28 protein-coding genes are annotated in these 25,746 nt (G+C 70.1%); 9 read left to right on the top strand and 19 right to left on the bottom strand.

The window, feature by feature from the left end; genetic code table 11:
• Positions 1-61 precede the first annotated feature (61 nt).
• Together FFG40_RS00255 and FFG40_RS00250 are read right to left on the bottom strand one after the other, a co-directional pair.
• Positions 62-1,111: a methionine synthase gene (locus FFG40_RS00255; protein WP_138801879.1), complete on the bottom strand. Its 1,050-nt coding sequence runs from the start codon at positions 1,109-1,111 to the stop codon at positions 62-64.
• 37 nt (positions 1,112-1,148) lie between these two features.
• The gene (locus tag FFG40_RS00250) at positions 1,149-2,108 is read right to left on the bottom strand and encodes a putative oxygenase MesX (RefSeq protein WP_138801878.1); all 960 of its coding nucleotides are present in this window, start codon (positions 2,106-2,108) and stop codon (positions 1,149-1,151) included.
• Positions 2,109-2,228: 120 nt separating this feature from the next.
• On the opposite strand from FFG40_RS00250, the gene FFG40_RS00245 reads away from it, so the two are divergent.
• A complete protein-coding gene (locus tag FFG40_RS00245) occupies positions 2,229-3,170 on the top strand; it encodes a LysR family transcriptional regulator (protein WP_110861016.1) in 942 nt (313 codons plus the stop codon).
• A 56-nt stretch (positions 3,171-3,226) separates the two neighbouring features.
• Here FFG40_RS00245 and FFG40_RS00240 read toward each other — a convergent pair whose 3' ends face one another.
• The 6 genes from FFG40_RS00240 to FFG40_RS00210 form a co-directional block, all read right to left on the bottom strand.
• A complete protein-coding gene (locus tag FFG40_RS00240) occupies positions 3,227-4,546 on the bottom strand; it encodes a family 20 glycosylhydrolase (protein ID WP_138801877.1) in 1,320 nt (439 codons plus the stop codon).
• A gap of 250 nt (positions 4,547-4,796) precedes the next feature.
• A complete protein-coding gene (locus FFG40_RS00235; RefSeq protein ID WP_138801876.1) occupies positions 4,797-5,321 on the bottom strand; it encodes a hypothetical protein in 525 nt (174 codons plus the stop codon).
• 50 nt (positions 5,322-5,371) lie between these two features.
• On the bottom strand, positions 5,372-5,998 hold the full coding sequence (locus tag FFG40_RS00230; RefSeq protein WP_138801875.1) for a hypothetical protein: 627 nt from the start codon (positions 5,996-5,998) through the stop codon (positions 5,372-5,374).
• 155 nt (positions 5,999-6,153) lie between these two features.
• Complete coding sequence (locus tag FFG40_RS00225; RefSeq protein ID WP_143882736.1) at positions 6,154-6,579, bottom strand: hypothetical protein; 426 nt, start codon at positions 6,577-6,579, stop codon at positions 6,154-6,156.
• Between the two features lie 437 nt (positions 6,580-7,016).
• Positions 7,017-7,850, bottom strand: coding sequence for an ornithine carbamoyltransferase (locus tag FFG40_RS00215; protein WP_138801873.1), 834 nt, complete (start codon positions 7,848-7,850; stop codon positions 7,017-7,019).
• 189 nt (positions 7,851-8,039) lie between these two features.
• Positions 8,040-8,549, bottom strand: a complete 510-nt coding sequence (locus tag FFG40_RS00210) for a hypothetical protein (protein WP_138801872.1) — start codon at positions 8,547-8,549, stop codon at positions 8,040-8,042.
• Between the two features lie 141 nt (positions 8,550-8,690).
• Here FFG40_RS00210 and FFG40_RS00205 point away from each other — a divergent pair, with 141 nt between their 5' ends.
• Complete coding sequence (locus FFG40_RS00205) at positions 8,691-9,308, top strand: hypothetical protein (protein WP_138801871.1); 618 nt, start codon at positions 8,691-8,693, stop codon at positions 9,306-9,308.
• A gap of 110 nt (positions 9,309-9,418) precedes the next feature.
• Here FFG40_RS00205 and FFG40_RS00200 read toward each other — a convergent pair whose 3' ends face one another.
• Positions 9,419-9,853, bottom strand: a complete 435-nt coding sequence (locus FFG40_RS00200) for a hypothetical protein (RefSeq protein ID WP_138801870.1) — start codon at positions 9,851-9,853, stop codon at positions 9,419-9,421.
• Between the two features lie 457 nt (positions 9,854-10,310).
• Here FFG40_RS00200 and FFG40_RS00195 point away from each other — a divergent pair, with 457 nt between their 5' ends.
• Positions 10,311-11,558, top strand: coding sequence for an endo-1,4-beta-xylanase (locus FFG40_RS00195; RefSeq protein WP_138801869.1), 1,248 nt, complete (start codon positions 10,311-10,313; stop codon positions 11,556-11,558).
• Positions 11,559-11,618: 60 nt separating this feature from the next.
• On the opposite strand, the gene FFG40_RS00190 is transcribed toward FFG40_RS00195, so the two are convergent.
• The 5 genes from FFG40_RS00190 to FFG40_RS00170 all read right to left on the bottom strand — a co-directional run bounded on the left by FFG40_RS00190 (position 11,619) and on the right by FFG40_RS00170 (position 15,600).
• Positions 11,619-11,957: an SdpI family protein gene (locus tag FFG40_RS00190; RefSeq protein WP_138801868.1), complete on the bottom strand. Its 339-nt coding sequence runs from the start codon at positions 11,955-11,957 to the stop codon at positions 11,619-11,621.
• Positions 11,958-12,053: 96 nt separating this feature from the next.
• On the bottom strand, positions 12,054-12,467 hold the full coding sequence (locus FFG40_RS00185; RefSeq protein WP_138801867.1) for a hypothetical protein: 414 nt from the start codon (positions 12,465-12,467) through the stop codon (positions 12,054-12,056).
• 46 nt (positions 12,468-12,513) lie between these two features.
• Entirely contained in the window at positions 12,514-13,191 is a 678-nt protein-coding gene (locus FFG40_RS00180) for a DUF402 domain-containing protein (RefSeq protein WP_138801866.1), read from the bottom strand.
• Between the two features lie 40 nt (positions 13,192-13,231).
• Positions 13,232-13,894: a response regulator gene (locus tag FFG40_RS00175; protein ID WP_138801865.1), complete on the bottom strand. Its 663-nt coding sequence runs from the start codon at positions 13,892-13,894 to the stop codon at positions 13,232-13,234.
• Positions 13,891-15,600: a sensor histidine kinase gene (locus tag FFG40_RS00170; protein WP_138801864.1), complete on the bottom strand. Its 1,710-nt coding sequence runs from the start codon at positions 15,598-15,600 to the stop codon at positions 13,891-13,893. Before FFG40_RS00170 ends, FFG40_RS00175 begins: the two co-directional genes overlap by 4 nt.
• Before the next feature lie 153 nt (positions 15,601-15,753).
• On the opposite strand from FFG40_RS00170, the gene FFG40_RS00165 reads away from it, so the two are divergent.
• Entirely contained in the window at positions 15,754-17,250 is a 1,497-nt protein-coding gene (locus FFG40_RS00165) for a CitMHS family transporter (protein WP_138801863.1), read from the top strand.
• A gap of 57 nt (positions 17,251-17,307) precedes the next feature.
• Here the strand turns inward: FFG40_RS00165 and FFG40_RS00160 are convergent, their stop codons facing one another.
• From FFG40_RS00160 to FFG40_RS00150, 3 genes are read right to left on the bottom strand one after another with little or no spacing between them, the layout of a single operon-like run.
• On the bottom strand, positions 17,308-18,381 hold the full coding sequence (locus FFG40_RS00160) for a low specificity L-threonine aldolase (protein ID WP_138801862.1): 1,074 nt from the start codon (positions 18,379-18,381) through the stop codon (positions 17,308-17,310).
• A gap of 4 nt (positions 18,382-18,385) precedes the next feature.
• Positions 18,386-19,069 carry an SDR family NAD(P)-dependent oxidoreductase gene (locus tag FFG40_RS00155; protein ID WP_260678755.1) on the bottom strand — a complete coding sequence of 228 codons (684 nt, stop codon included), beginning with the start codon at positions 19,067-19,069 and terminating at the stop codon, positions 18,386-18,388.
• The gene (locus FFG40_RS00150) at positions 19,066-20,532 is read right to left on the bottom strand and encodes a DUF6421 family protein (RefSeq protein ID WP_138801861.1); all 1,467 of its coding nucleotides are present in this window, start codon (positions 20,530-20,532) and stop codon (positions 19,066-19,068) included. Before FFG40_RS00150 ends, FFG40_RS00155 begins: the two co-directional genes overlap by 4 nt.
• A gap of 300 nt (positions 20,533-20,832) precedes the next feature.
• Between FFG40_RS00150 and FFG40_RS00145 the strand changes: the two genes are divergently transcribed.
• Entirely contained in the window at positions 20,833-21,411 is a 579-nt protein-coding gene (locus tag FFG40_RS00145; protein WP_185974048.1) for a TetR family transcriptional regulator, read from the top strand.
• Positions 21,412-21,493: 82 nt separating this feature from the next.
• On the opposite strand, the gene FFG40_RS00140 is transcribed toward FFG40_RS00145, so the two are convergent.
• On the bottom strand, positions 21,494-22,138 hold the full coding sequence (locus FFG40_RS00140; RefSeq protein ID WP_111024726.1) for a GntR family transcriptional regulator: 645 nt from the start codon (positions 22,136-22,138) through the stop codon (positions 21,494-21,496).
• Between the two features lie 97 nt (positions 22,139-22,235).
• On the opposite strand from FFG40_RS00140, the gene FFG40_RS00135 reads away from it, so the two are divergent.
• The 4 genes from FFG40_RS00135 to FFG40_RS00120 all read left to right on the top strand — a co-directional run bounded on the left by FFG40_RS00135 (position 22,236) and on the right by FFG40_RS00120 (position 25,315).
• Complete coding sequence (locus FFG40_RS00135; RefSeq protein ID WP_027465970.1) at positions 22,236-22,943, top strand: DUF969 domain-containing protein; 708 nt, start codon at positions 22,236-22,238, stop codon at positions 22,941-22,943.
• Positions 22,940-24,022 (top strand): DUF979 domain-containing protein, encoded by a 1,083-nt coding sequence (locus FFG40_RS00130; protein ID WP_138801859.1) that lies wholly within the window; start codon positions 22,940-22,942, stop codon positions 24,020-24,022. Before FFG40_RS00135 ends, FFG40_RS00130 begins: the two co-directional genes overlap by 4 nt.
• The gene (locus FFG40_RS00125) at positions 24,009-25,070 is read left to right on the top strand and encodes a DUF2891 domain-containing protein (protein ID WP_260678754.1); all 1,062 of its coding nucleotides are present in this window, start codon (positions 24,009-24,011) and stop codon (positions 25,068-25,070) included. Before FFG40_RS00130 ends, FFG40_RS00125 begins: the two co-directional genes overlap by 14 nt.
• Positions 25,071-25,132: 62 nt before the next feature.
• The gene (locus FFG40_RS00120) at positions 25,133-25,315 is read left to right on the top strand and encodes a hypothetical protein (RefSeq protein WP_138801858.1); all 183 of its coding nucleotides are present in this window, start codon (positions 25,133-25,135) and stop codon (positions 25,313-25,315) included.
• 87 nt (positions 25,316-25,402) lie between these two features.
• Here the strand turns inward: FFG40_RS00120 and FFG40_RS00115 are convergent, their stop codons facing one another.
• Positions 25,403-25,705: a putative quinol monooxygenase gene (locus FFG40_RS00115; RefSeq protein WP_071245078.1), complete on the bottom strand. Its 303-nt coding sequence runs from the start codon at positions 25,703-25,705 to the stop codon at positions 25,403-25,405.
• Positions 25,706-25,746: the final 41 nt, after the last annotated feature.

Here is a 25,746-nt window from a genome sequence, read left to right as displayed (position 1 = left end):
CGCAACACGAACGGCGGCCCTCCTCCTTCCGGAAGCGAGCCGCCGTGGTGTTTCGCGGCGATCAGCGGGCCGACGGGACCGCCGTGCCGACGAGCTCGGCCCGCACGATGTCTGCTCCAGCGGACAGCACGCCGAGCTTGTCCAGCGCGGCGCCCCGCGCCAGGGGCGCCATCCCGCAGTTGGAACTCGGGATGAGCTTGTCGGCATCGACGAACTCGAGCGCCCGACGGAGCACCTCCGCGACCTCCTCCGGGGTCTCCACGGTCTCGGTCGCGACGTCGATCGCCCCGAGCATGACCTTCTTGCCACGGATCAGCTCGACGAGCTCGAGGGGAACGTGGGAGTGGATGCACTCGAGCGACACGATGTCGATCGACGACTGCTGCAGCAGCGGGAAGGACTGCTCGTACTGCCGCCACTCCGCGCCGAGCGTCTCCTTCCACTTGTTGTTCGCCTCGATGCCGTAGCCGTAACAGATGTGCACGGCGGTCTCAGCGTGCAGGCCCTCGGCCGCGCGTTCGAGTGCGGCCACGCCCCAGTCCTGCACCTCGTCGTGGAAGACCGTGAAGGCGGGCTCGTCGAACTGGATGATGTCGACGCCGGCGTCCTGCAGTTCGCGGGCCTCTTGGTTGAGGATCGTGGCGAACTCCCACGCCAGCTTCTCGCGGCTCTTGTAGTGCTGATCCGAGAGGGTGTCGATCATGGTCATCGGGCCGGGGAGCGCCCACTTGATCGGCCGGTCGGTCTGAGCGCGCAGGAACGCAGCGTCCTCGACGAAGACCGGCTTCCGACGGCTCACGGCGCCGACGACGGTCGGGACGGCCGCGTCGTACCGGTCGCGGATGCGGACGGTCTCCTTGCGGTCGAGGTCGACGCCGTCCAGGTGCTCGATGAACGTCGTGACGAAGTGCTGGCGGGTCTGCTCGCCGTCGCTGACGATGTCGATGCCACGGCGCTCCTGCTCGTGCACGGCGGACCGCAGGGCGTCCTGCTTGCCCTCGGTCAGGGCGGCACCCTCGAGCAGCCAGGGGGACCAGAGTCGCTCGGGCTCGGCGAGCCAGGACGGCTTCGGCAGGCTGCCGACGATCGAGGTGGGGAGGAGAGAACGCATGGGTGTGACGGTCCAGTCAGTCGAAGGGTAGAGGAGGTCAGCGCGCGAGGGCGGGGTCAGCCCACCGGGCGAGGAGTGCGTGGTGCGGCCGCACCAGGTGCTCCTCGGTCCACCGGCCCTGTGTGATCCCGAGGCGGCTGCGCTCCTCGCGGTCGTAGGTCACCGGGGTGGGCGTGAAGTCGGTGTGGTCGAGGGTGGGGCGGTAGGTGCTGCCGGCCGGGGTGTTCGCGGCGTAGACCTCCGGGCGGTAGATCTTCTGGAAGGTCTCCATGGTGGCGATCGTGCCGATGAGCTGGAGGTCCGTGTAGTCGCCGGTCAGGTCGCCGCGCGTGTAGAACGCGAGCGGGGCAGCCGCTCCGGCGGGCTGGAAGTACCGGACCCGCATGCCCATCCGGCCGAAGTAGTCGTCGGTGAGCGAGGAGTGCTCGTGCTCGTACTCGGCGCCGAGGACGGGGTGGACGTACCCGGTCCGGCGGTAGGTCTGGCTCGTCGAGACGCTGATGCAGACGACGGGCTCGGCGCTGAAACTCGAGTGGAACGCGGATGACTCCAGGAAGCGCTGGAAGAGCGCCCCGTGCAGCTGTCCGAAGTCGGATGGGATGCCGGATGACGCCGAGGGCAGCAGCACCGAGAAGTCGTAGTCGCGCAGGTACGACGAGAAGTTGTTGCCGAGGATCCCCTGGTGGCGCTCGCCGGTGTGCTGGTCGAGGATCGTGACGTCGAGCATCTCGAGCAGCGGGAACTCCGCGTCCGACCCGCTGTCGGAGAACTCGAGCGCCACCGAGACGATGTCGAGCTGTAGACGGTAGCGGTCGTGCGCCGCGGCCAGCTCGTTCGCGCGCCCGTCGATCATCGCCAGCGCAGCACGGAGGTTCTGCTGACGGTGCTCGCCGCGCGCCAGGTTGGCGAAGTTCGTGGTCAGCCGGGAGCTGTCGGCGGGGGAGTAGTCCTCGTCGAACCGGGTCCGGGTGATGCTGAAGGTGAGGTCGTTCGCCATGGTCGGCAATCTGTGCGTCAAGCGGCCCGTGGGCGCGGTGGGAAGGATGAATCGATCATGGCGGGATTGGCGAGCCATCAGGTAATACCGAGACGCTATGCACCGGTATAGCCTCGGCCTATGGCCCGCGTCTCGAACGACATCACCCTGCAGCAACTCCGGTACTTCATCGAGGTGGCGACGGAGGGCTCGATCAGCGCAGCGGCCGATCTGCTCTACGTGTCCCAGCCGACGATGTCCGCGGCGATGAAGGACCTGGAGACGCGGATCGGGCGCCCGCTGTTCACCCGCTCGGCCAGGGGGGTCGTACTCACCGTCGACGGCGTCGAGTTCCTCGGGTACGCCCGGCAGGTCGTCGAGCAGGTCTCGCTGCTCGAGCAGCGCTACGTCGGCGGCCAGCGGTCGCGTCGGCTGCTCGGGGTGTCCGCCCAGCACTACTCGTTCGCGGTGGAGGCCTTCGTCCGGATGGTCGAAGCGGCGGCTGCGGACGAGTACGAGTTCTCGCTGCGCGAGACGCGTACCTGGGACATCATCGAGGACGTCCGCACCCTGCGCAGCGAGGTGGGCATCCTCTACCGCAACGACTTCAACAAGCAGGTGCTCGGCAAGCTGCTGCGGGACGCCGGCGTCGTGTTCACGCCGCTGTTCGTCGCACAGCCGCACATCTTCGTGGCCAAGCGGAACCCGCTCGCGTCGCGGGAGCGCGCGACCCTCGAGGACCTCGCGGACCTGCCTCGGCTCACGTTCGACCAGGGTGCGAACAACTCCTTCTACCTGGCCGAGGAGATCCTGTCGACGATGTCGAGCAAGCGGGAGATCCGGGTGTCGGACCGGGCGACGATCTTCAACCTGATGATCGGCCTCGGCGGGTACACGATCTCCACCGGGCTCATCAGCGACGACCTCGATCCCGAGATCGTCGCCATCCCCCTCGACGTCGACGAGCGCATCGAGATCGGCTGGATCGCGCACGCTTCGGTTCCCCTCACCGTGCAGGCGCAGACGTACCTGGACGAGTTGCGTGCGGTGGTCACCAGCTACGGCGTCGAGCCGCTCGGGTAGGCAGGCGGCGGGTCCGGCGGTTCCAGCGATCGGCCTGGAGGCACGACACGCGTCCGTCAGGAGGCTGCGCTCTCGAGCATCGCCGTCACGTGCGGCGCGCTCCACCGCAGGAGGGCGTCAGCAGGTGGATCCTCCAGGTCCTCACCCCAGATCGCGACGGCGGCGCCCGACATCGGAGCCGCGAGAAGCGAACCGGAGTCGCCGTCCCACGCCCGGAGCGACCAGTTCTCGCGGAGATCGGCGACGGTGTACTCGCTGTCGGCCGGGTCGAGGTCGGTCGGTACCTCGTACAGGTGGTACGAGTTGTAGTTGAGCAGGTCGATCCCGGCCTGCTGCAGGTCGACCGCACTGGCCCGTCGCGCTCGGCGTTCGCGCCGTTCCGCTGCGTCCTCGGTGTCGCCGTCGAAGCTCCAGTACGTGACGTGGATGCGCGGGTCCAGTCGCCCGACCGCGGCCCGATCGATCCCGTCGTTCCAGGCCCACACCTCGCGGTCGCCGAGTGCGGCCGCCATCGCGTTCATCCAGGTGACGCGTTGGGCCGCGGTGACTTCGTCGCCCCATTCATCACCGCCGATGTGCACGGTTCGGCTGGAGGGGAAGGTCCGCTGCACCTCTGCGTACAGCTTCGTCGCCAGGGTGAGACTCTCGGGCGCCGACGTGTCGAGCTCGTTCTCGCCCGAACGGATGCGGTCGACCCACTTCGTGCCGTGCTGTGCCTCGAGCAGCGCGAACGCGGCGGCCATGTGTCCGGGAGTGTCCATCTCCGGCACGATCGCGACGCCTCGCTCCGCCCCGTACGCGGAGAGCGTGCGTGCCTGCGCGGCGCTCAGGAACGGGCGATGGGTCACGCGGCTGGTGTAGACGCCGTGGTCGAGATCCGCGTTCGCGGGGGTCTGGCCGAGGACCGTGCTCTCGATCCCGACGTTCTGGTCATCGGTGAGGTGCAGGTGCAGGAAGCGCCCGCCGTCGTCGGCGAGGAGGTCGATGTACCGCTTGATCAACGCCACGGGGTAGTAGGCGCGAGCGACGTCGAGCATCACGCCCGTCTCCGGACGCGCGCGCTTCGTGGGCTTGGTGGTGACGGTCGCGGTCGACGTGCGGCACTGCTTCGCGGAGTACGCACCGGCGCAGGCGAGGACCGAGTACTTGCCGGCTGCGGCACGGGACGGCGTCGTGCGGACTGCGATGACCGAGGTGCTCGAACCAGCCGACAGCGACTTCACCGCGACCCGGCCGAGCGTGTACTTCTCGGTGCCGGCGGACAGGTACAGCCAAGCTGAGGAAGCCGGCTTCCGCACCGAGGCGGTGTTCTTGACCTTGAGCGTGGTGCGCACGGCGGTGCCGGTGGTGGACGCGGTGACCTTCGTGACCGTCATCGTCGAGGCTGCGGTGTCCGCTGATCCTGCCGTTGCACGGATGCCGACCAGAGCTGCCGCCGACAGGGCGATCGCCAGACCGACGGCAAGCGTGCGTCTGGCAGACGATCCGGGACCCACGTTCCCCTGCTGACGCACCACGATGTTCTCCCCCTCGAACACCCCTTGCCCTCGCTGGATCAGGATGCGCGCACGATCGTATCCGGACCGCGTCGAACGCACACCGCCCAGCGGCGTGCAACGGGACTCCTCAGCGGACCTCCGCGCTCGACCACAGCTCGCGCGCAAGATTCCGACCTCCGCGAAGAATCGGCTGCAGGCTGAGGACAGCCCCGACGACCAGCGTGCCGGCCTGTGTGAGGAGGAACGCCACGAGCGCCACCGGGATGAACGCGGTGACGATCCAGGCGGCGGCGAACCCCACGAGCATCACCGCGAGGACCCGCACGGCGGCGAAGTTCTGTGGACCACGAAGGACCAGCAGCCCGCCGGCTGCGAAGGTCAACGGGACGAGCGCCTGCAGTACGACCGCGATGGAGAGCCACAGGTGACTGCTGGTCGCGGGGGAGACGGTCGCCACGAAGCAGACGACGGCGACAGCGATGACCAGACACGCAGCGTCGCGAGCGAGCGCAGCACCGGCAGTGGCCACGATTCCTGCAGACACGGTGAGTGCTGCGACCATCGGCACTGAGCCTGCTGTGATCGTGTGCGTTCCGATGAAGCCGAGCAGGTTGTCGACCGCCAACAGTGAGGCGCCGGTGGTGGCGATCATCCCGGCTGCGGTGGCAGCTCTGCGCGCGGAGGGCCGGGTGCCTGACGCGCTCACCGCTCGTCTCCACTGAGCGGGCGCACGGTGTCGCCGACCGCCCGGTACGCGGTCGCGCACTGCCGCTTGAGCCGTGGGCCCATCGGCGACAGTGCCGCAATCCATCGATCCTCATCTGCGATCCCGAGAATGCGGCTCCGACCGAGGTCTTCGATCGCCGCGTGCACCTCGGCAGTGACCCCTGGGAAGAGCGCGCTGTACTGATCCGCCGATGTGCTGCGCCGCTTCGGATGCTGCACGTACCGCTGGCCCTCGCTCGAGACGAACAGCACGCAGGTCGTCATGTAGTCCTGCTCGGGAGTGAGGGGCACGGGCACTCCGACGTCGTCCGCAATGCGGGGTGTTCCCTTCGGAGGCTTCACGGCCGAGACGGTGGCGGGAGCTCCGATGACGTACCAGTGCTCACCCCTTGTCACTGCTCGACCGGCACCGAACGTGCCGTCCCAGTCCGCGAGGGTCTGCGGCACCGACACCGCATGCGCGTAGACACGGATGAAGGTTGGTGAGTCCCCGTCGAAACAGTCGAAGCCACGCATGCTGTCCCAGAACGCGAGGTCGTCGTACAGTGCATCTGCCCGTTCGCACGGCACTGTTGCGCGGAGCTCATCGGCGATCATCTGCATCGAAGCCACGCCGAGTGCGGGTGCGGGGGTCTGTGTCGGTGGCTGAGCCCGTGGCGTCCGATCATCGAGGTCTGACGAGCATGCGGACAAAGCGGCTGCGGCGACGCAGACCGAGGCAACGGCCTCGATGCTGCGTCGCCGCGATCGGTGGGGCGTCACTGCCACTGCACGCCGGCCCAACCAGTGCCCGTGAGGCCCTTCATCTTCTTGGTGGCGGCCACGTTGCCCCACGGGACGAACTTCGAGCGCCCGGTCCCGCAGTTCAGGGTCGTCCAGGTCGGAGCGTGCCGCGAGTTGAACGACTTCCCCCAGATGCAGGGATTCGAGTTGCCCTGGTGCTTGTACCACTTGTACTGCACCTGGGTCGAAGCCTTCGAACCGATGACGCTGCAGCCGTTGAGTGACTGGGTCATCTTGGCGACGACGGCGAACGCTCGATCCTTGCAGTTCCCCGATCGGGTGGAGCGCCCGTCGTTGGCGACGACGACCTCCCCGGCGGGATCGAAGCTCTCGTCCACGACCACGTTCGTCGGCATCTCGACCGGCGTCGTGGTCTGAGCCTGGGCGGGTGCGGCGATCAAGAGTCCCGCCGCAACTGCGACGGTCGTGACTGTGGATGCGACCGAAAGGGTCTTCTTCATGTGTCTTCTCCCCGAGATGTCACCGTGATCACGGCGAACTCGATCAGAATGCTGCATATCAATACAAAGCACAACCTTGCAGGTGCGATCCTCACTTCGAGAAACGATCGCCATCAGACCACGAGGGAGCGGCGCTTCAGTACGCAGGGGCTCCGCTCGCGAGGGAGCGAGCAGTGGCAGGATCCAGTGCCGGACGCCGTTCTCCGGCGCGACGCAGAGCAGGGAAATCTCCTCGTGGCACGCCAGGACGAGGTGACCGACCATCGGCCGAGCGCTCCGCTGCGGCCTGTGGAACCGAGGGGCCGGAGGGGCCGGATCGCACTCCTGGTCCGTGCACGAGACGATGAGAACTGCCGCTGTGGCTCCTCGCCGCCAACCTACGGCGTTGCGGACGGCAGCCCGAGGCAGTGCGCCATGACGGCTTGCTGGACCGGCAGCAGCGCGGCCTTGAAGGCGTGCCCGACGAAGGCAGGGTGTTCGAGCGCATCGGCGCTGACCTCCCGGCCACGCACGAACGGCGGGCAGGGATCGAGCACCGCCCCTTTCGGTGCGAGGTCGAGGAGAGCCGCGGTGATCCGGAACGGTTCGAGCGCTCGGGCGTGCTGACCGGGGCCGTCGGTGAGGATCACGTCTGCTGACCGGACGGCGGTCTCCAGGACGTCCGTCCACACCGCACCCGGGGAAGCGAGATCGGCGGGGCAGCACTGGACCAGATCGAGCTGCAGGACCCGAGCCGCTTCCTGCCAGGCTCTGGCGATGTTCCCGTCTGCGCCCACGAACAGGTAGCGGAGCGACGAGATGTCTCCTCGCTGCCGTAGGGCGTACAGGTCCGCGAGCACCTCGCAGGGATGGTTCTCGTCGGTCATCGCGTTCACCACGGGCAGTGCTGCTGCTGCAGCCAGGCCTTCGACGACGGCGAGGTCGTGATGGCGCACGACGAGGATGTCAGCCCAAGCCGCCAGGTACTGCGCGACGTCCGTCAACGCTTCCGGCTTGTCGAGCGTGGTGTCCGGGAACACGATCGGCTGCAGGCCCATCAGGGAGGCGCCCCGTTCGAACGTGACCCGGGTCCGCAGGCTCGTGGACGGGAAGAACATCACCGCGGAGCCTGCCGTCGCTGGTCCTCGGCCCTGGCGGTAGTCGTCGGCCAGGGTGAAGACCGAGTCGACGTCGAACCTGCTCCAGTCATCGAGCTTGGTGAGCGATCGCATCCCACCACCCTAGGGACGGGTCGCGTGCACCCTCGACGCGACCGGATGACGGCCTGGAGGCGCGTGGCGGCGCCGCTCCGCGCCTCCAGGCCGCCGTGTGGTGTGGCCGGAAACCGGCCCGGTCGCAGGATCGGCCAGCGCTCTTGGCGGGAAGCGCTGCGCTCGCTGCTCCGCTGTTGCGGTGCTCGCTCAGCGCGTGCGTGCAGCGAGATCGCCGTACGCCGCCGCGTACCAGCCGACGGTGCCGTCTCCGGCGGTCGGGCCGATCGTGATCGCCGCGCTCGACGTGACCACGAACAGGTCCTCGTCGTGTCCGCAGTGAACGGAACGTGACGTGAGTCGCTTGCCCGTCTCCGACCCGTTCGCACCGATGCGTCCTGCCCACACGGCCATCTGCACGGTTCCGCCGCCCTGGCACGTGACCGAGACGCGGATCCGCGCACGGTCCCCGGCCCCGTCATCGCCGAAGGAGAGCCGGCTGGACGAGTCGTTCGTGCCGGCACCGCTGCCCAGCTCGCCGGGCTGTCCTGCCCATCGGTCCTGCACGCGCTGCATCCAGCGGGAGTACGCCTTGTCGTTCTCCTCCGGCGTCGGGTGATCAGAACAGGCCGTGAGTGCCACGAGGGCCACGACGGCGACGCCGATGACCAGCGTGCTGCGTCGAAGGTCGCGGCGGGCGTGGAGGAACGGTGTGCGCATGTCGTGGCAAGTGTTCCGGAGATCGGCAGCCCACCGCATCCTCCCGTTCGTGGGACTCCGCGCTCCCCAGGAGGACCAAAGGGTGCGGGTTCGCAGCCGAACACGTCGAACACACCGTCCATCGCCGGTCAGGGGGACAAGGTGACCCGACCGGACGATCACGAGGAGGCCTGGCGACCAACGAATGAACGGTTCCACGATTGCAAGGAGCGCGGCGCGGAGACGACCCGCGGCGCGGTGGTCGGGTGCGGCGGTGGCCGCGATCGTGACGATGTCTCTGCTGCGGCCTGCGCAGGAGGAAAACCGATGGAAAGTCCCTCGACCAACCACACCGTGAAGCCCGATGCAGCCAAGCGCACCGTGGTGGATCTCGTCGATGAAACGGCTCGTGCCGTGGACGGCGGCCCTTGGAAGGTCATCAGTGGACCGCGAGTCGGCCTGTGTCCCGGATCTGACGGCTCGGGGCGTGCGGACGACAGTGGTGGAGTCACTTGGGTGTACGTGAAGCAGCGCGAGGGCGCGGCCGACCCGAGGGACGATCTCCGGAAAGTCGAGGCGTTGTGGAAGAGCCTCGGCATCACGACCGAGCGGTATCGGAGCGGCGGCGACGATCCTGATCTCGGGGTCCGGGGCCGCGGTGGTCCGATCGAGACGATCGAATTCCTCGCTTCCACAGTGGGTGGCTACAGCATCGACGCTGAATCGCAAGGTGCCGACGGCGATTACGGAGAGATGACCGGGAGCGGCTCGACCAGCTGATCAGGGGTTCATCAACGGACCTCCGCTCGACCACAGCTCGTGCGCAATCCTCCGGCTGCTGCATGTCCGAGATGACCGTGTCCTGCGCGAAGGGCACGCTATCGGTGTGGTCAGTCGGAAGAAGCGGGCGGCAGGTTGATGGCAGGCTCCCTCGGCCGCAACCCGAGCTCGGCAGCAGCCGTGAGGTAGGCGCGGTACACCTCGCCGTACCGAGCGGTCGCGCGATCCGCACGAGCGACGTCCGTCGGGCGCTCGACGTTCGTCTCGTACCCGATCGTCCGGCGCTCCGCGGCCTCGTCAATGACCGCTACGGACCACCGCCAGATGTCGGAAGTCGACGCAGCCGGGGGCGCATGCTGCAGCACCTCGTCCGGTACTGGGATCACTCGACGGTCGGGGGCGGCGCTGCGGAAGAAGGCGAAGAGCATCGCGGGGACGGCGACGACGCCTCCGCCGAGGACCACGCCGATGAGCCGGGCAACGACTGGCTCGTCTCCGGGCAGCAGCGGCGGCGCGACCACGAAGCCGAATGCGCCGCCTGCCATGTACCCGATCGCAAAGACCGCCAAGACGGACGCTGTTGCGAGCCGGTCTTGACGGCGCACGCCAGCGGGATCGTGGAGTCGGCGCCACCGAGACGCGGTGTCGGCAGCGGGGCCGTCGCGATCGACGTACACGCGGCCGTCGGGGGCCCGGAAGAAGGGTGAGTCTGCACGCTCCGGATCGATCACGGGATTCCGTCAGCCCTGCTCATCGCCCCTCTGGTCAGCATCAGAAGTCCCGGCTCTGGTGAGTCTGACCCTTGGCCAAGGAGCATCTGGCCGGCGACCCGCGCAAGCGTGGCTCCGAACGCGCAGACGAGCACCGGCGTCCACCGTGAGGTGCGTCGAGCGCAATGCTTCTGCGAGTTCACACCATCAATCTACGGCGTGACGCCCACGCCCTCCGCTGCTATGTTTGCGCGCACAACAAATCCCGGACGACGATGTCGGAGGACGCGCGATGGCGCACGCAACAGAGCACCGCTTCGGTGAGACGACCCTGACGATCGTCGATGCCGAAGGCAATCCCATCCCCGATGCCGACATCACCGTCGAGCAGACCCGCCATGCCTTCGCCTTCGGCAACATCGGTTTCGACTTCATCGGCCTCGCCAACGGCGAAGCGACCGGCGAAGCCAACGCCGGAGCGCAGGAGGAGGCAGGCACCGAGCACCTCGCCGACCTCTACACCGACGTCTTCAACACCGCGACGCTCCCGTTCTACTGGGGCCGCTTCGAGCCCGAGCGCGGAGCCCCGGACACCGCCAGACTCCTGGCGACGGCGCAGTGGTTCCGCGACCGCGGTGTCGCCCTGAAGGGCCACCCGCTCGTCTGGCACACCGTGCAACCCGATTGGCTGCTGGGGCTCCCGCTGAACGAGGTCGAGCGGCTCCAACGGGAGCGCATCCGACGCGAGGTCTCCGCCTTCGCCGGCACGATCGACACCTGGGACGCCATCAACGAGGTCGTCATCATGCCGGTGTTCGACAACGGCGACAACGCGATCACTCCGCTCGCCCGGGCCAAGGGCCGCATCCCGACGATCCGGATGGCCTTCGAGGAGGCCCGCGCCGCCAACCCGCACGCCACCCTGCTGCTCAACGACTTCGACCTGTCGAGCGCGTACGAGTGCCTGATCGAGGGCGTGCTCGAGGCCGGCGTGCAGATCGATGTCATCGGACTGCAGACCCACATGCACCAGGGCTACTGGGGCGAGGACACGATGCTCGCGATGGTCGACCGGTTCGCCCGCTACGGCCTGCCGCTGCACCTGACCGAGACCTCACTCGTCTCCGGTGACCTCATGCCCGCGCACATCGTCGACCTCAACGACCACCAGGTGGCCTCGTGGCCGTCGACGCCCGAGGGCGAGGCGCGCCAGGCCGACGACCTCGAACGGCACTACCGGAGCCTGGTCGGCCACCCCTCCGTCGAGGCGATCACCTACTGGGGCATCACCGACTCCGGCGCCTGGCTCGGCGCCCCGATCGGACTCGTCCGCGCCGACGGGACCCCGAAGCCGTCCTACGAGGCCCTCCGCCGGCTGGTCAAGGAGGAGTGGTGGCTCGGCCCGACGGTGCTGCGCACCGACGACCGGGGTCGGGTGCAGATCCGCGGCTTCCGTGGCGACTACCGCGTCGACGTGCGTGGCGCGTCCACGGCGTTCGCCGTCACCGACGTGCCCACGCAGGTGCAGATCGTCGCGTGACCACCTGACCACCTGACGGACTGGAGGCCCGGTGCGGCCCCGCCCCGCGCCTCCCGTCCGTCACCTGGTCGCGCGTCGTGCGGCCTCCACGCCCCAGACGGCTCCACCGACGAGGATCGCGGCGCACGCGACGAACGCGGGAACGTCGTCGGCGCGTCCGAGTGCGATGTAGACCAGGCTCACGACCACCGTCGCGCCGCCGGCGATGCTCGTCGGGACGACCGCTGCTCGGTGGCCGAGGATCCAGTTCTCGTCACTGCGCATGGTCGCCCGGGTGCGGATGCCCACGAGTCCGTTCCTGCCGATGAGGCCCCGCGCCGGCAGTGCGACGAGGACGATGGTCAGGACGGCGGCCGCCGTCTCGATCGCGATCACGTGGTCTCCTTCTGGGTCGGTCATCGCGCTCGTGCGCGCAGTGAAGCTGCGCGGAGCATGTCAGACCAAACCTGCCGGTATCCGGTGAAATACGCAAGCAGGATGTCGAGGTGAGCGGCGCTACCGAGGGGACCGGAACGGCCAGTCGCCGGCATGCGTGTGCGGCACCGCGACGACCTGGACGGCGTCCCGGTAGACGATCCGACCAGGCGAGCTGGTCACGAGTTGCATCCACGGGATCCCGTGGTGGTCGAGGAGTTCCAGGTACGGGCCGACCATCTCGAGCAGTGCGACGGCGTCCGCGCTGAACCACGCCCGTGCCCCGGGGTTGCGGGTCTGGTCGTAGCAGTCGGGCCTCGTGGTGGTCGGGTCTGGGTACGACGCGGTCCCGCGCGTGTTCGCTTCCCGGAGCCATCCCGTCTCGGCGTCGCTCAGCCGGCCGCCCCGCTGCAGGCCGTTCGCGAGGGCGAAGACCCCCGGGAACCGCCCGCGGCGGTTGGGGACGGCGCTTTGGTACCTGATGAACTCGCTCACGACAGGGAGCGTCCGGGGCCGCGCAACGCTGCACCGAATCCGCGGATCACTGCAGGGCGCTCCAGTCCTGGGGAAGTGCAGTCGTGCCCCACGCCGGGTCGGGGACCCATCCCGACCAATCGGTGTCGAAGGGGAAGCGGCGCGCGCTCGCGACCTCGGTGGCTTCTCGGCCAGCACGCTCGATGACCGCCCGCATCGCCGCCGGCCAGTACCCGCCGGCGGCGTAGAACTCGAGCTCGTCTTCGTCCTTGTACCGGACAGACCACGAACCGTCGGGCTCGGTGGTCGCCACCACGTCGAGTGTCCAGTCCTGACTGTCGAACCCGATCGGTGTCCGTACCCACGGCAGCTCGAGGTTGACGTACCAGTCGGGAAGCCAATCGGACCCGTCGTGCCAGCGCCAGACGGACCAGGGGGTCCCCTTCTGGTGGACGCGGACGACACTGGATCCAACCCACCGGTCATCGACGTAGGAGCCGTCCCAGTCCTCGGGCAGCACGAGGCGTCCGTTGGGGCCGCTCCCGACGCCCGCACGTCGACGGACGGCTGAGCCGACGGTCGTGGCGACCACCGCGAGTTCGTCGTCGTCCACCAGGACCCGGGCGGCGACCGCGAAGCCGACTGCTTCGCCGTGCTCGCCGAAGCGGTTGATGCTCCGGAGCGCAACGGGAGTCCCGGAGGGGAACGGATCAGTCCTGGTGTCGGATCGCGCGGCGTCGGTCATCCACCGATGCTGCCACGGCGCGGCCTCCGGGACCGATGGCTCACCGTCGCACGTACCGGTGCTCCGGCCGCCCAGCAGCCCCGTACCGCAACTGCATCGCCACGGTCCCGTCCGCCGTGAGCTGCGCCAGGTACCGCTGCGCCGTCGCCCGCGACACCCCGATCGCCGCAGCCACCTCGGCGGCGGATCGTTCCTCACCGGCGACGAGCTGCTCGAGCACCAGCGCCGCGGTGGCCGCCCGGGACGGCGACGCCCCACCGCTGTCGCCGGCGTGCAGGATCCGGAACGCCCGCTCGACGGCCTCTTGATCGAGGGTCGACCGCTCGTCGAGGACGTTCCGCGACCGTGCGTACGCCTGCAGCCGCTCGGCCAGCACCCCGGCCGCGAACGGCTTGATCAGGTAGGCGAGTGCCCCGCTCCGCATCGCCCGCCGAACGGTGCCCGAGTCCGACGCAGCACTCAGCACGAAGGCGTCTGCGTCGGTGTCGATGGACCGCAGTAGGTCGAGCCCGCTGCCGTCGGGCAGGTACACGTCGACGAGCACCAGGTCCACGGTCCCGCTCGACAGCGCGGAGCGGGCGGCCGCGAGGGTCCCGACGGGTTCGAGCGCCTGGAACCCCGGTACCTCGTCGACCTGCCGTCGGTGCAGGTCGGCGACGTGGAAGTCGTCGTCGACCACCAGCACGGTGAACACGGAACTCACGACACCACTCCTTCCAGTCGGGCGCAGAAGACCGCGCCGTGGTCGTCACCGCCGGGGGAGGCGAGCCACACGTCGCCACCGTGCCGCCGGGCGATCTCCCGCGACAACGGCAGCCCGATCCCGAGCCCGTGCACCTGCGAGACGTCCTCCGACGCAGGAGCCGCCGCCGGCCCGCGGACGAACAGCGAGTCCGCGGCGTCGACCGGCACCCCCGGCCCGGAGTCCACCACCGACAGGTGCAGGGTCGTGCCGTCGTCGAGCACCTCGACCTCCACCCACGGGGAACGGCCGTCCCGCGACCGCTCGTCCCCGTCGAGGGCCGCCGAGACCGCGTTGTCGACCAGGTTGCCGAGCACGGTCGTCACGTCGCCCGGTTCGGTGATCGTCCCCTGAACGAGCGTCTCCGCCCCGATCCGCAGCAGCACACCGCGCTCGGCGGCCTCGACGCCCTTCCCCCCGAGGAACGCCTGCAGGTACGGCTCGGTCAACCGGTCGGCGTGCTGCACCGGGTAGCGCAGCGGCCCGCGCTCCTGCACGTCCGCCAGGTAGGCACGTGCCCGCGTCGTCTCGCCGATGTCGAGCAGCCCCGAGATCGCGTGCAGCCGGTTCGCGAACTCGTGGCGCTGCGCGCGGAGCGCCGTGCTCATCGCCCCGACGGCGTCGAGCCGTCGGGTCAGGGCCTCGACGTCGGTGCGGTCGCGCAGGACGGCGACCCGGCCCAGGTCGCGTCCGTCGCGGAACACCGTGCGGACGTCGACGAGCAGCACCCGGTGCCCGGCGACGATCGTGGCGCTCGCCGGAGTCGCGGTGGCCACGGCGAGCATCGACCCGAGCGGCGCGGGCAGGTCGAGGGAGGTCACCGGACGGCCGACCGGGTCGGCCAGTCCGAGCAGTCGCACGGCTTCGGGGTTGCAGACGGTGACGATCTCCGACGGCCCGATCGCGATGACGCCCTCACCGACGCCGCCGAGCACGGCCTGCTGGTTCTGCACGAGCGTCACGAGCTCCTCCGGCTGCAGCCCGAGCGTCAGCCGCACCAGTCGCCGCCGGATCAGCACCGAGGCGATCACCGCGAGCAGGACCGCCGCCAGCCCGGCACCGATCACCGGCATGCTGTCCTCGACCAGGGTGTCGTAGACGCGTGCCCGGTTGAACCCGACGCTCACCTCACCGACGACGGCGGACTGCCGGGAGGCCCGGCTCGTCTCCGCCCCGCCGGCTGCGGGCGCGGAGACGGGCACCTTCGCCCGCGCCGACTCACCGAGCGTGCCGCGCGCCCAGGAGACGGTCTCGCGGCCGTCGAGTGCGGCGTCGGGGGAGGTGCTCACCATCTCGCCGATCCGGTCGGTGTCGGGGTGGGCCAGCCGGATGCCCCGGTCGTCGGTGACCACGACGAAGAGCGCCCCCGTCCGGCGCTGGGCTGCGAGTGCCGCACGCTGCACGGGCCCGTCAGCGAGGACCGCGGGGTCGAGGTCGGTGCCGTCGACGCTGAGCCGGGCGACCGCGGCCCGGACGTCGGACTGCGCGGCGACGCTCTGTGCGATCGCGAGTGCGGTCCCCTCGGCGGCGCGCTCGAGCCGGGTGAACTCGATCCGGACGAACACGGCACTGGTCAGGGCGACGACGGCGACCACCACGGCGAGCTGCAGCACGAGCACCTCGGTGGCGAAGCGGAGCCTGGGGCGCCGTGAACGGTCGTCGGTCACGACCCCAGCGTACGGAGGGCGAGCCGACCTGCCTGCGCACAATGCGCAGAAAGCGGTCAACGCGCGATGGTGCGCCAATGTGCAGAAGCGCGCCGCGCCTCCAGGCCGGGTCGTAGCGTGCCCGGACTGCCAGACACGGACGAAGGAGTCCTGATGCTCGTCATCCTCGGGTACGCGATGGTCCTGACCTTCATGGTCCTGATCATGACCAAGCGCATGTCGCCCATGCTCGCGCTGATCATCGTGCCGACCGTGTTCGGACTGTTCGCCGGGGCGGGTCTGGGACTCGGCGACATGGTGACCGAGGCGATCGGCACGCTGGCGCCGACGGCCGCGCTCCTGATGTTCGCGATCATGTACTTCGGGCTGATGATCGACGTCGGCCTGTTCGACCCACTCGTCCGGTTCATCCTGCGGGTGACCGGCAACGACCCGGCGAAGATCGTGCTCGGCACTGCTCTGCTGGCCGGCGCGGTCTCGCTCGACGGGGACGGCTCGACGACGTTCATCGTGGTCACGGCGGCGATGCTGCCGATCTACCTGAAGCTCGGCATGAGCCCGGTCGTGATGACGTGTGTGGCGGGTCTGACGAACGGCACGCTCAACATCGTGCCGTGGGGCGGTCCCACTGCCCGTGCCGCCGCCGCGCTGAAGATCGACCCGACGGACATCTTCGTGCCCCTCGTGCCGTCACTCGTGGTGGGGCTGCTGCTGTGCTTCACGTTCGCGTGGACGATGGGCCTGCGGGAGCGCAAGCGCCTCGGGCTGATCGAGTTCACCGAGGCCTCACGGGGCGCGCCGGTGCCGGAGCGGGCGAACGCCCGAGCGGGGTCACGGGTGCTCGCGGCGGTCGGCGGGACCGGCGGCGGGATGTTCACGAGCCCCACGGTCGCGCTCGGGCTGCGTGGTGGGAAGGCCGACGGTCGACGTGCGGACGGCGAGGGCGTGGACGGCGCCGGGCCGGGGGACGAGGGCGGCGCGGGCACCGGCACCATGGCCGAGACGATGCTCGACCCGAACCGTCCGACCCTGCGGCCGAAGCGGATCTGGTTCAACCTGGTGCTGACCGTCGCCGTGATGGTGGCGCTCGTGCTGGGGCTCTTGCCGCTGCACTTCGTGTTCATGATCGGCACGGCGATCGCCCTGCTCGTGAACTTCCCGCAACTCAAGCAGCAGACCGCGCAGATCGTGGCGCACGCCCCGAGCATCGTCGGCGTCGTGTCGATGGTGTTCGCCGCCGGGGTGCTGATCGGGGTGCTCGACGGCACCGGGATGGTCGCGGCGATGGCCGACTGGCTCGTCGCGGTGATCCCGGACTCGATGGGCCCGTACCTGGCGGGCATCACCGGTGTGCTGAGCATGCCGCTGACGTTCTTCATGAGCAACGACGCGTTCTACTTCGGGATCCTGCCGGTGCTGTCCGAGAGCGCCGCGGCGTACGGGATCACGCCGGCCGAGATGGCGCGGGCCTCGGTCGTCGGGCAGCCGGTGCACATGCAGAGCCCGCTCGTCCCCGCGATCCTGCTGCTGGTGTCGCTGGCCAACGTGAACCTCGGCGACCACCACCGGAAGGTGCTGTGGCGGGCCGCCGTGGTCGCGATGGCGATGCTCGTGGTGGCGATCGTCGTGCGGGTCATCCCGTTCGGGTGACGCGACGGTCGGAGCCGGTCCGGCGGTCGGAGCCGGCCCAGCGCGCGCCGGGGCGGCTCAGGCGGCGTCGAGCTCCCGCGTCAGGGCAGCGACGAAGTCGTCGATGTCCTGCTCCGAGGTGTCGTACGCGCACATCCACCGCACCTCGTTGCGGCTGGCGTCCCAGTCGTAGAACCGGAAGTGCTTCCGCAGCCGGTCGGCCACCCCGGCGGGCAGGGTCGCGAAGACCCCGTTCGCCTGGGTCTGCTGGCTGAAGCCGACACCGCGGATGCTGCCGTCGGCCATGCCGGCCTCGAGCGCACCGCGCAGTCGGGCGGCCATGGCGTTGGCGTGCCCGGCGGAGTGCAGGTACAGGTCGTCGCTGAGCAGGGCGATGAGCTGGGCGGAGACGAACCGCATCTTCGACGAGAGCTGCATGTTCATCTTGCGCAGGTAGTGCAACCCCTCGGACGCCGACGGGTTCAGCACGACGATCGCCTCGCCGTAGAGCATGCCGTTCTTCGTGCCGCCGAAGCTCAGCACGTCGACACCGGCGTCGGTGGTGAAGTCGCGCAGGGGCACCCCGAGGGAAGCCGCGGCGTTCGAGATGCGGGCGCCGTCCATGTGCAGCTTCATGCCGAGCGAGTGGACGTGGTCGGCGATCGTCCGGACCTCGTCCACCGTGTAGGCGGTGCCGAGCTCCGTGGTCTGCGTGATCGACACGACGAGCGGCTGGGCACGGTGCTCGTCGCCCCAGCCCCAGGCCTCGCGGTCGATGAGCTCGGGCGTCAGCTTGCCGTCGGGCGCCTCGACCGGCAGGAGCTTGATGCCGGCGACGCGCTCGGGCGCACCGGCTTCGTCGGTGTGGATGTGCGCGGTCGCGGTGCACACGACCGCTCCCCACCGCGGCAGCATCGACTGCAGGCCGACGACGTTCGCGCCGGTGCCGTTGAACACCGGGAACGCCTCGGCCTGCGACCCGAAGTGCTCGCGGATCACCTCGTTGAGACGTGCGGTGTAGACGTCCTCGCCGTAGGCGATCTGGTGGCCGTCGTTGGCCGCGGCGATGGCGGCGAGGATCTCGGGGTGGACGCCGGCGTAGTTGTCCGAGGCGAAGCCCCGCAGGTCCAGGTCGTGCAGTCGGAGGGTCACTCGTTCATCCTAGGTTCGAGGGATCAGGCGCCGTGAGCGGGATGCGGGCACCGTTGACGTCGGCCGGTGGCGTGTCCCAGAGCCGGACGACCTCGGCTCCGAGCTGCGCTTCGAGGCCGGACAGCGCACCGACGACGAACACGGCGGCCGCGGCGGTCTCCGGCGCCTCCTTCCGGAACCCCTGCGCGACGGCCCGGACCCAGGCGTCGGACGCGGCCTTCGCCGCCGCGTAGTTCGCGGCGCCGGCGGTGGGGGAGTCGACCGCTGTCGACGACACGAACGCGAGCCGTCCGGCAGGGGACGCCACCAGGTCGTCGTGGAAGACCCGGGTCGTGTTCCGCAGGGTCCGGAAGGCACGGTCGAAGAAGTCCCAGTCCGCGTCGGACTGGCCGACGATGCTGCCACCGCCGCGCCACCCGCCGACCAGGTGGACCAGTCCGTCGACGCGGCCGGCGTCCGCGTGGACGTCGTCGGCCATCGCGGTGACCGCACCGAGGTCCGACAGGTCGCACGTGCGGGTCGTGACGCCCGGGACGGACGCACACAGGGCCTCCAGGGCGTCGGGTCTGGTGCCGACCGCGACGACGGCCGCACCGGCGCCGGTGAGTGCGCGCGCGACGGCCGCGCCGCTGGCACTGGTCGCACCGGCGATCAGCACCAGGCGACCGGCCACCGAGTCGTCCGTCACGCGGCGGCCTCGCCGACGAGCTCGGCGTCCGTGGTGCCGGTGATGCCGGCGGTGGACGCGATGACGGTCGCCATCTTCTTGTCGAGGGCCTCGTAGAACATCGACAGCGGGAACTCGTCGTCGAGCACCGCGTCGGTGTAGCCGCGCGGCGGTCCGGCGAGCGTCTCGTCGGGCAGGCCACGCGCCCACTTCGACGCCGGGTGCGGCGTGAGCGTGCGGGTCAGCATCTCGTACGCGGCGAGCCAGTGCGCCGACTTCGGCCGGTCGATCGAGCGCCGGTAGAGCTCGTTGATCTCGTCACTCAGGGCGATGATCACGTCCGGCACCTCGGGCCAGTCGATGGTCAGCTGCGTGTCCGTCCAGTGCAGGACGCCGTGCTGGTGCATCCAGGCGAACAGCAGCTGGCCGCCGAGTCCGTCGTAGTTGCGGATGCGGCTGCCGGTGATCGCGAAGCGGAAGATGCGGTCGAACACGACCGCGTACTGCACCAGGCGCGCGTGGTCGCGGATGGCGCGCTGCGCGTCCTGGAGGCCCGTGTCGGGTCCGGCGGACAGCTCGCGTTCCAGACGCACGGACTCGCGGAACGCGGTCAGGTCGCACCGGAGCTCCTCGAGCGAGTAGAGGAAGAACGGCATCCGCTGCTTGATCATGAACGGGTCGAAGGGCAGGTCCCCGCGCATGTGAGAACGGTCGTGGATGATGTCCCACATCACGAAGACCCGCTCGGTCAGCTGCTGGTCGTCGAGCATCGCAGCGGCCTCGGCCGGCAGCTCGAGCTTGGTGACGTCGGCGGCGGCACGGACGACCCGGCGGTAGCGGGCGGCCTCGCGGTCCTGGAAGATCGCGCCCCACGTGAAGGCGGGGACCGTGCGCATCGCGACGGTCTCGGGGAACAGCACCGCCGAGTTCGTGTCGTACCCCGGGGTGAAGTCGACGAACCGCAGCGCGACGAACAACGCGTTGCCGTGGTCGCCGGCCTCGAGCTCGGCGATGAACTCCGGCCAGATGACCTCGACCAGGACCGCCTCGACGAACCGCGAGGTGCTGCCGTTCTGCGTGACCATCGGGAACACGACCAGGTGGCCGAGCCCGTCGACGCGGTGCTGCTGCGGCTGGAACGCGGTGAGGGAGTCCAGGAAGTCGGGGACGCCGAAGCCCTGCTCCTGCCAGCGAGCGAAGTCGTGCTGCAGCACCTGCAGGAACGCGGCGTCGTGCGGGAAGTGCGGTGCGAGCTCGGCGACGGCCGGCACGATCACCGCGACGTGACCGGCGGCAGCGGCGTGGTCGGACGGTTCGGGGACGGAGCCGTCCCGCGTCTGCAGGGCCTGCAGGGCGACGACTGCACGCTTGAGCCGGAGCCAGGCGGGGTGGGCGGCGATCTCGCGCACCGACAGGTGGTCCTCGACGACCTCGGGCTCTCCGACGATGGCGTCCTGCGAGATCTTCTGGACGAACTGGGACATGTCGAACCTCCCGTCATTGGGGTCGGCCGCGGATCTGCGGACGAGTGGTGCGCGTTACCGGATCGTCTCGAGCCTAGGGAAGTTCGGGGGACGCAAAGTTGCCCATCTCCGGTGGAATCGTGCGTCGTCGCGATGCTCGCGCGGGCATCCACGCGAGCCGTGCACGGAACCGTCGCTCCGCGTGGCTGGGATCTCCGGAAGGGACCGGGAAGTGCTGTCGACTGGCCTCGGGGCAGGGCTGCTGCGCGCGCTGGTCCGCATCGACGGCTCGGCTGTCGTGAGATCGGTACGGTGGTGGCCATGGCCCGATTCACGCCCCCAGCCGCTGACGCGATGCGCGCCCGGCTCCTGCTCGCCGCGCGGGACGAGTTCGCCGCGGTCGGACTGGCCGCCGGAAGGGTCGAACGGATCGGTGCCGCAGCGTCGAGCAACAAGGCGCAGGTCTTCCACTACTTCGGCAGCAAGGAGGGGCTGTTCGACGCGCTCGTCGCCGAGACCGTGGCCGAGACGTTCGCCGAGGCTCCGATCGACACCGCCGACCTCGCCGCCTGGGCCGGCCGGGTGCACGACTCGTACGTCCGGCGCCCCTGGGCCCAGCGGCTCGCGACGTGGCACCGGCTCGAGCGCGCCGACGGCCCGCTCGAGTCCGTCGCGACGAGCTACGCCGACGCGGTGGCCGAGGTCGAGCACGCCCAGCGTGCCGGGGTCCTGCCGCGGGCGTTCCGCCCGGCGGTGCTGCTCGGACTCGTGCTGCACACCGCGGCGTTCTGGAGCGCGACCGCTCCGGAGTACGAGCCGCTGGTGCAGGCCGTGACGCCGCCGCGGCGTCGCCAGGTCGTGGTGGACGCGGTCACGGCGCTGCTCGGCGGGAAGTCCTGACCGAGGGGTCCGCGAGCACCAGCGTGAGGGCGCCGGGGCCGAGCGTGCGGGACAGGGCCGCACCGGGCCTCCTGGCCGCCCCTCAGTCGGCTGCGCCGGCGGCGACCCGCAGCGTCCGCTCCGCGTCGTCGAGGTAGTCGGCGAGCAGCGCCGAGGCGGCGTCCTGGTCGCCACCGCGCAACGCGGACACGATCGCGTCGTTGCGTTCGACGAAGTCGGCGTGGAACGAGGCCGGGTCCGCGGTGGTCAGGAAGGCGAGCCGCATCTCGGCGAGCAGGCCGTCCATCAGGGCGTGGATCCGCTCGCTCGGCACGGCGCGCACGAGCTCGGCGTGGAAGCGGATGTCGGCGGTGCCGACCGCGCCCCAGTCGCCCGCGGACGCGGCTGCCCGGGCGTCGGCGACCGCTGCGGCGGCCTCGGCGAGTGCCGGTGCGTCGGGGGTGCAGGCGCGGACGGCTGCCTCCTCGAGCACCCGCCGAGCCGCGTAGAGATCGGTGACGTCGGCGGCGGAGAGCCGGCGGACGAACACCCCGCGGTTGAACACGTGCTCGACCAGACGGTCGCGGGCGAGCAGCCGGAAGGCCTCGCGCAGCGTGTTCCGTGAGACCCCGAGCTGGTCGCTCAACCGTTCCTCGGACAGCTGCGCCCCGGGGGAGAACCCGCCCGACGCGATCATGGTGCGCAACCGCGTCGCCGTGGAGTCAGCGCCGCCGACGGTTCGGGTCATGGCACCGATCCTGGCACGGGTGGCGTTTGTGAAGGGCGTGTTACAGACCAGAACCGGCTCTTGCGATTGTTGAACAATGCGGTCCAGACTGTCCCGCATGTTCGTCCTCATCGGCGTCGCCGTCGTCATCGTCGGCTTCGCGCTGCGCATCAACGCGCTCCTCGTCGTCACGGTCGCGGGCATCGTGACCGCGGCCATCGGCGGGATCGGTCCCGTCGGCATCCTCGACGCGTTCGGCAACGGGTTCGCCTCGAGCCGGTCCGTCACGACCTTCGCGCTCGTCCTGCCCGTCATCGGTCTGATCGAGCGCTACGGCCTGCAGGACCAGGCGAAGCGCCTGATCGCGAAGCTCGACAAGCTCACGACGGGTCGTCTGCTCGCCGGGTACCTGGTGATCAGGCAGGTCACCGCTGCGGTCGGCCTGACCAGCATCGGTGGGCCGGCGCAGACGGTGCGTCCGCTGGTCTACCCGATGGCCGAGGGCGCGGCCACCAAGAAGTACGGGCGGATCGACGACCGCATGCGCGAGAAGATCAAGGGCTACTCGGCGTCGTCCGACACCGTCGGTGTGTTCTTCGGCGAGGACGTCTTCGTCGCGGTCGGCTCGATCCTGCTCATCACGACGTTCGTCGACTCGACCTACGGGCTGTCGCTCGAACCGATCGACCTGGCCCTGTGGGCGATCCCGACGGGCATCGCGGCGCTCATCGTGCACGGCGGACGCCTGCTGCTGTTCGACCGCCGACTCGACAAGATGGCGGCGGACGCCCGTGCCGACGCCCCGACCCTGGGGGCAGCAGCGTGATCACCAGCGAATGGCTCTACTGGCTCATCGGCGCGTTCTTCATCGCCGTCGCCGTCCTGATCGTCACCGACACCGCGCACGCGAAGCGCCTGGGCAACGCGGCGTTCTGGGGCATCCTCGGGCTGTCGTTCTTCACCGGCACCTTCGTCGCCGCCGGCACCGTGCCGGCCTGGACGCTCGGGATCGCCGTCCTCGTGATGGTCGCGCTCGCCGGACTCGGCTTCACCGGCACGACGAGCCGCACCCGGGTCGCGAGCATCCCCGGCGCGGGCACGGGTGCCGAGACCGGCCCCGCCGAACCCACCGGCGTGACGCAGAAGGTCACGAACGCCGGTAGCGGCAGCACGAGTGTGCTCGCCACCACCAGCCCGGACGAGCGCGCGGCCTTCGCGACGAAGTACGGCAACCGGCTCTTCATCCCGGCCCTCGTGGTGCCGGTGGTCGCCGTGCTGGTCGCGACGCTCGGCCCGCTCGTCTCGTTCGGTGGCGAACCGCTGCTCGCCGAGGGCAGCGCGACCCTGACCGGTCTGGGCATCGGTTCGGTGCTCGCCGTGGTCGTGGCCGTGTTCGTCCTGCGCCCGCCGAGGATCGCCACCCCGATCCGCGAGGGCGGTCGCCTGCTGCAGGCGATCGGTTGGGCGGCGCTGCTGCCGCAGATGCTCTCGACGCTCGGCATCGTCTTCACGCAGGCCGGGGTCGGCGACGCCGTCGGCACCATCATCAAGTCGGTCCTGCCCGACGGCTCGCTGCTCGCCGCCGTGGTCATCTACTGCCTGGGCATGGCCCTGTTCACGATCATCATGGGCAACGCCTTCGCCGCCTTCCCGATCATGACGGCGGCGATCGGCTGGCCCGTCCTGGTGCAGGGCTTCGACGGCAACCCCGCCGCGATCTTCGCGATCGGCATGCTCGCCGGCTTCTGCGGCACGCTCGTCACCCCGATGGCCGCGAACTTCAACCTGGTGCCGGCTGCCCTGCTCGAGATGCGGGACAAGTACGGCCCGATCAAGGCGCAGATCCCCACCGCCGCCATCCTGCTCGTCGTCAACATGGGAGTCATGTACCTTGTCGCATTCTGATGCCGCCCCGATCGAGCTGACCCGGGCCGCGTGGGCCGACCGCTTCGCGGCGGTCGCCGCGGACAACACGACCCGCGAGTACCCCTACGCCGCGCACCACGCGACGTCCGGGCCGGACGACCGGGCACTGCCCGTCGAGCTCCACCCCGCCTTCGCCACGTCGTACGACTGGCACTCGTCGGTGCACATGCACTGGCTCGCGGCGCGCCTGGTCGCGCACGGCCTGCCCACCGACCTGGAGGCCCGGCTCACCTCGATCCTGCAGGCGCACCTCACGACCGATCACCTGGCGACCGAGGCGGCTTACCTGCGTGAGACGCCGCACTACGAGCGCCCCTACGGCTGGGCCTGGCTCGCCCGGCTCGCCGCCGAGGTGTCGGCGTCCGAGGTGCCCGCCGTCCGGGCACTGGCGCCGGGCTTCGCGCCCGTCGTCGACGTCCTCGAAGACCTGGTCGTCCGGTGGATCGACGGCGCCGCGCACCCGGTCCGGCACGGTGTGCACTCGAACTCGGCGTTCGGGTTGCTGCTCGTGCTCGAGGCCGCCCGGTCGCTCGACCGTCCGGCCCTGGCGGCAGCGGTCGAGGGGGCTGCGAAGGACTGGTTCGGGGCGGACGCCGGGTGGCCGTTCGCCTGGGAGCGGAGCGGGCACGACTTCCTGTCCGCGGGCCTCGCCGAAGCCGACCTGATGCGGGCGGTGCTGCCCGCCCCGGAGTTCACCACGTGGGCGCGCGGTTTCTTCGCCGCGGTGCAGCCGGGTGACGCGATCCTGCGGTCGACGGTGGTCCGTGACGAGAACGACCCGCAGCAGGTGCACCTGTTCGGGCTCGACCTGTCGCGCGCGGGCTCGGCCCGGCGCATCACGGACGCACTCCGCGCCGACGGTTCGGACGACTCCGGCACCGGGATCGCCGACCTGCTCGACGACGCGGCCGATCGGCTGCTGGCCTCCGGGCTCGCGGCGAGCGTGGGCGAGGAGTACTACTCCACCCACTGGCTGGCGAGCTTCGCCTGGGACGCCATGGAGGCCCGGGAGCACGCCGCCCGCTGATCGTCCTCGGGACCGCTAATCGTCTGCGGACACGTCGAGGATCCGGAGGTACCTTCGGGGCCATGAGCGATCCGAAGGACGACGAGACCCTCGACGACTTCCGCGAGGCGCAGGACACCGACTACGAACCGGAGCCGGCCGTGCTCGACCCCGACGACCTGCCGGTGGTCGACGACGCGGACGACGAACTGCTCCCCGACGACGACCGACCGGTGCCGCTCGACACCGACGACGACACGGTCTGAGCCATCGCGCCGCCGTCGTGCCGCGGTGCCGGTGCCGACGTCGGCGTCAGCACCGGCGTTGGCGTCGATTTCGGTGTCGGTATCCGCTCAGTCGAGCGGCAGGGTCCGCGCGAAGGTGCGGGTGACCGGAGTGGCGGCGAGGAACGGTGCCATCGCCGGAGCGCCCTCCGGCGTCGCACGCCAGGCCACGTAGGTGTCGTGGTCCTCGGCGGTCGTCCATGACTCGACGACGACCATGCGCGCCGGGTCCTCGTCGTCGACCAGGACCTCGAGCGACTCCAGGCCGTGGAACGACGCGGTCTGTTCGAGCGTCTCGCGGATCGCACCCCGGAGTGCGTCGTCGGGGGCATCGCTCTGGAACTGGACCTCGAGCAGGACGGTCATCGACATGGGGAACCTTTCGTCAGCGGTGTCCAAGCCAACCCCTGACC

Origin of the sequence: Curtobacterium sp. KBS0715, from assembly GCF_005938005.2 — a bacterium.
GTDB classification, from domain to species: domain Bacteria; phylum Actinomycetota; class Actinomycetes; order Actinomycetales; family Microbacteriaceae; genus Curtobacterium; species Curtobacterium flaccumfaciens.
The sequence above is the reverse complement of the archived record's forward strand: the minus strand, read 5'-3'. Positions and strand labels throughout refer to the sequence as shown.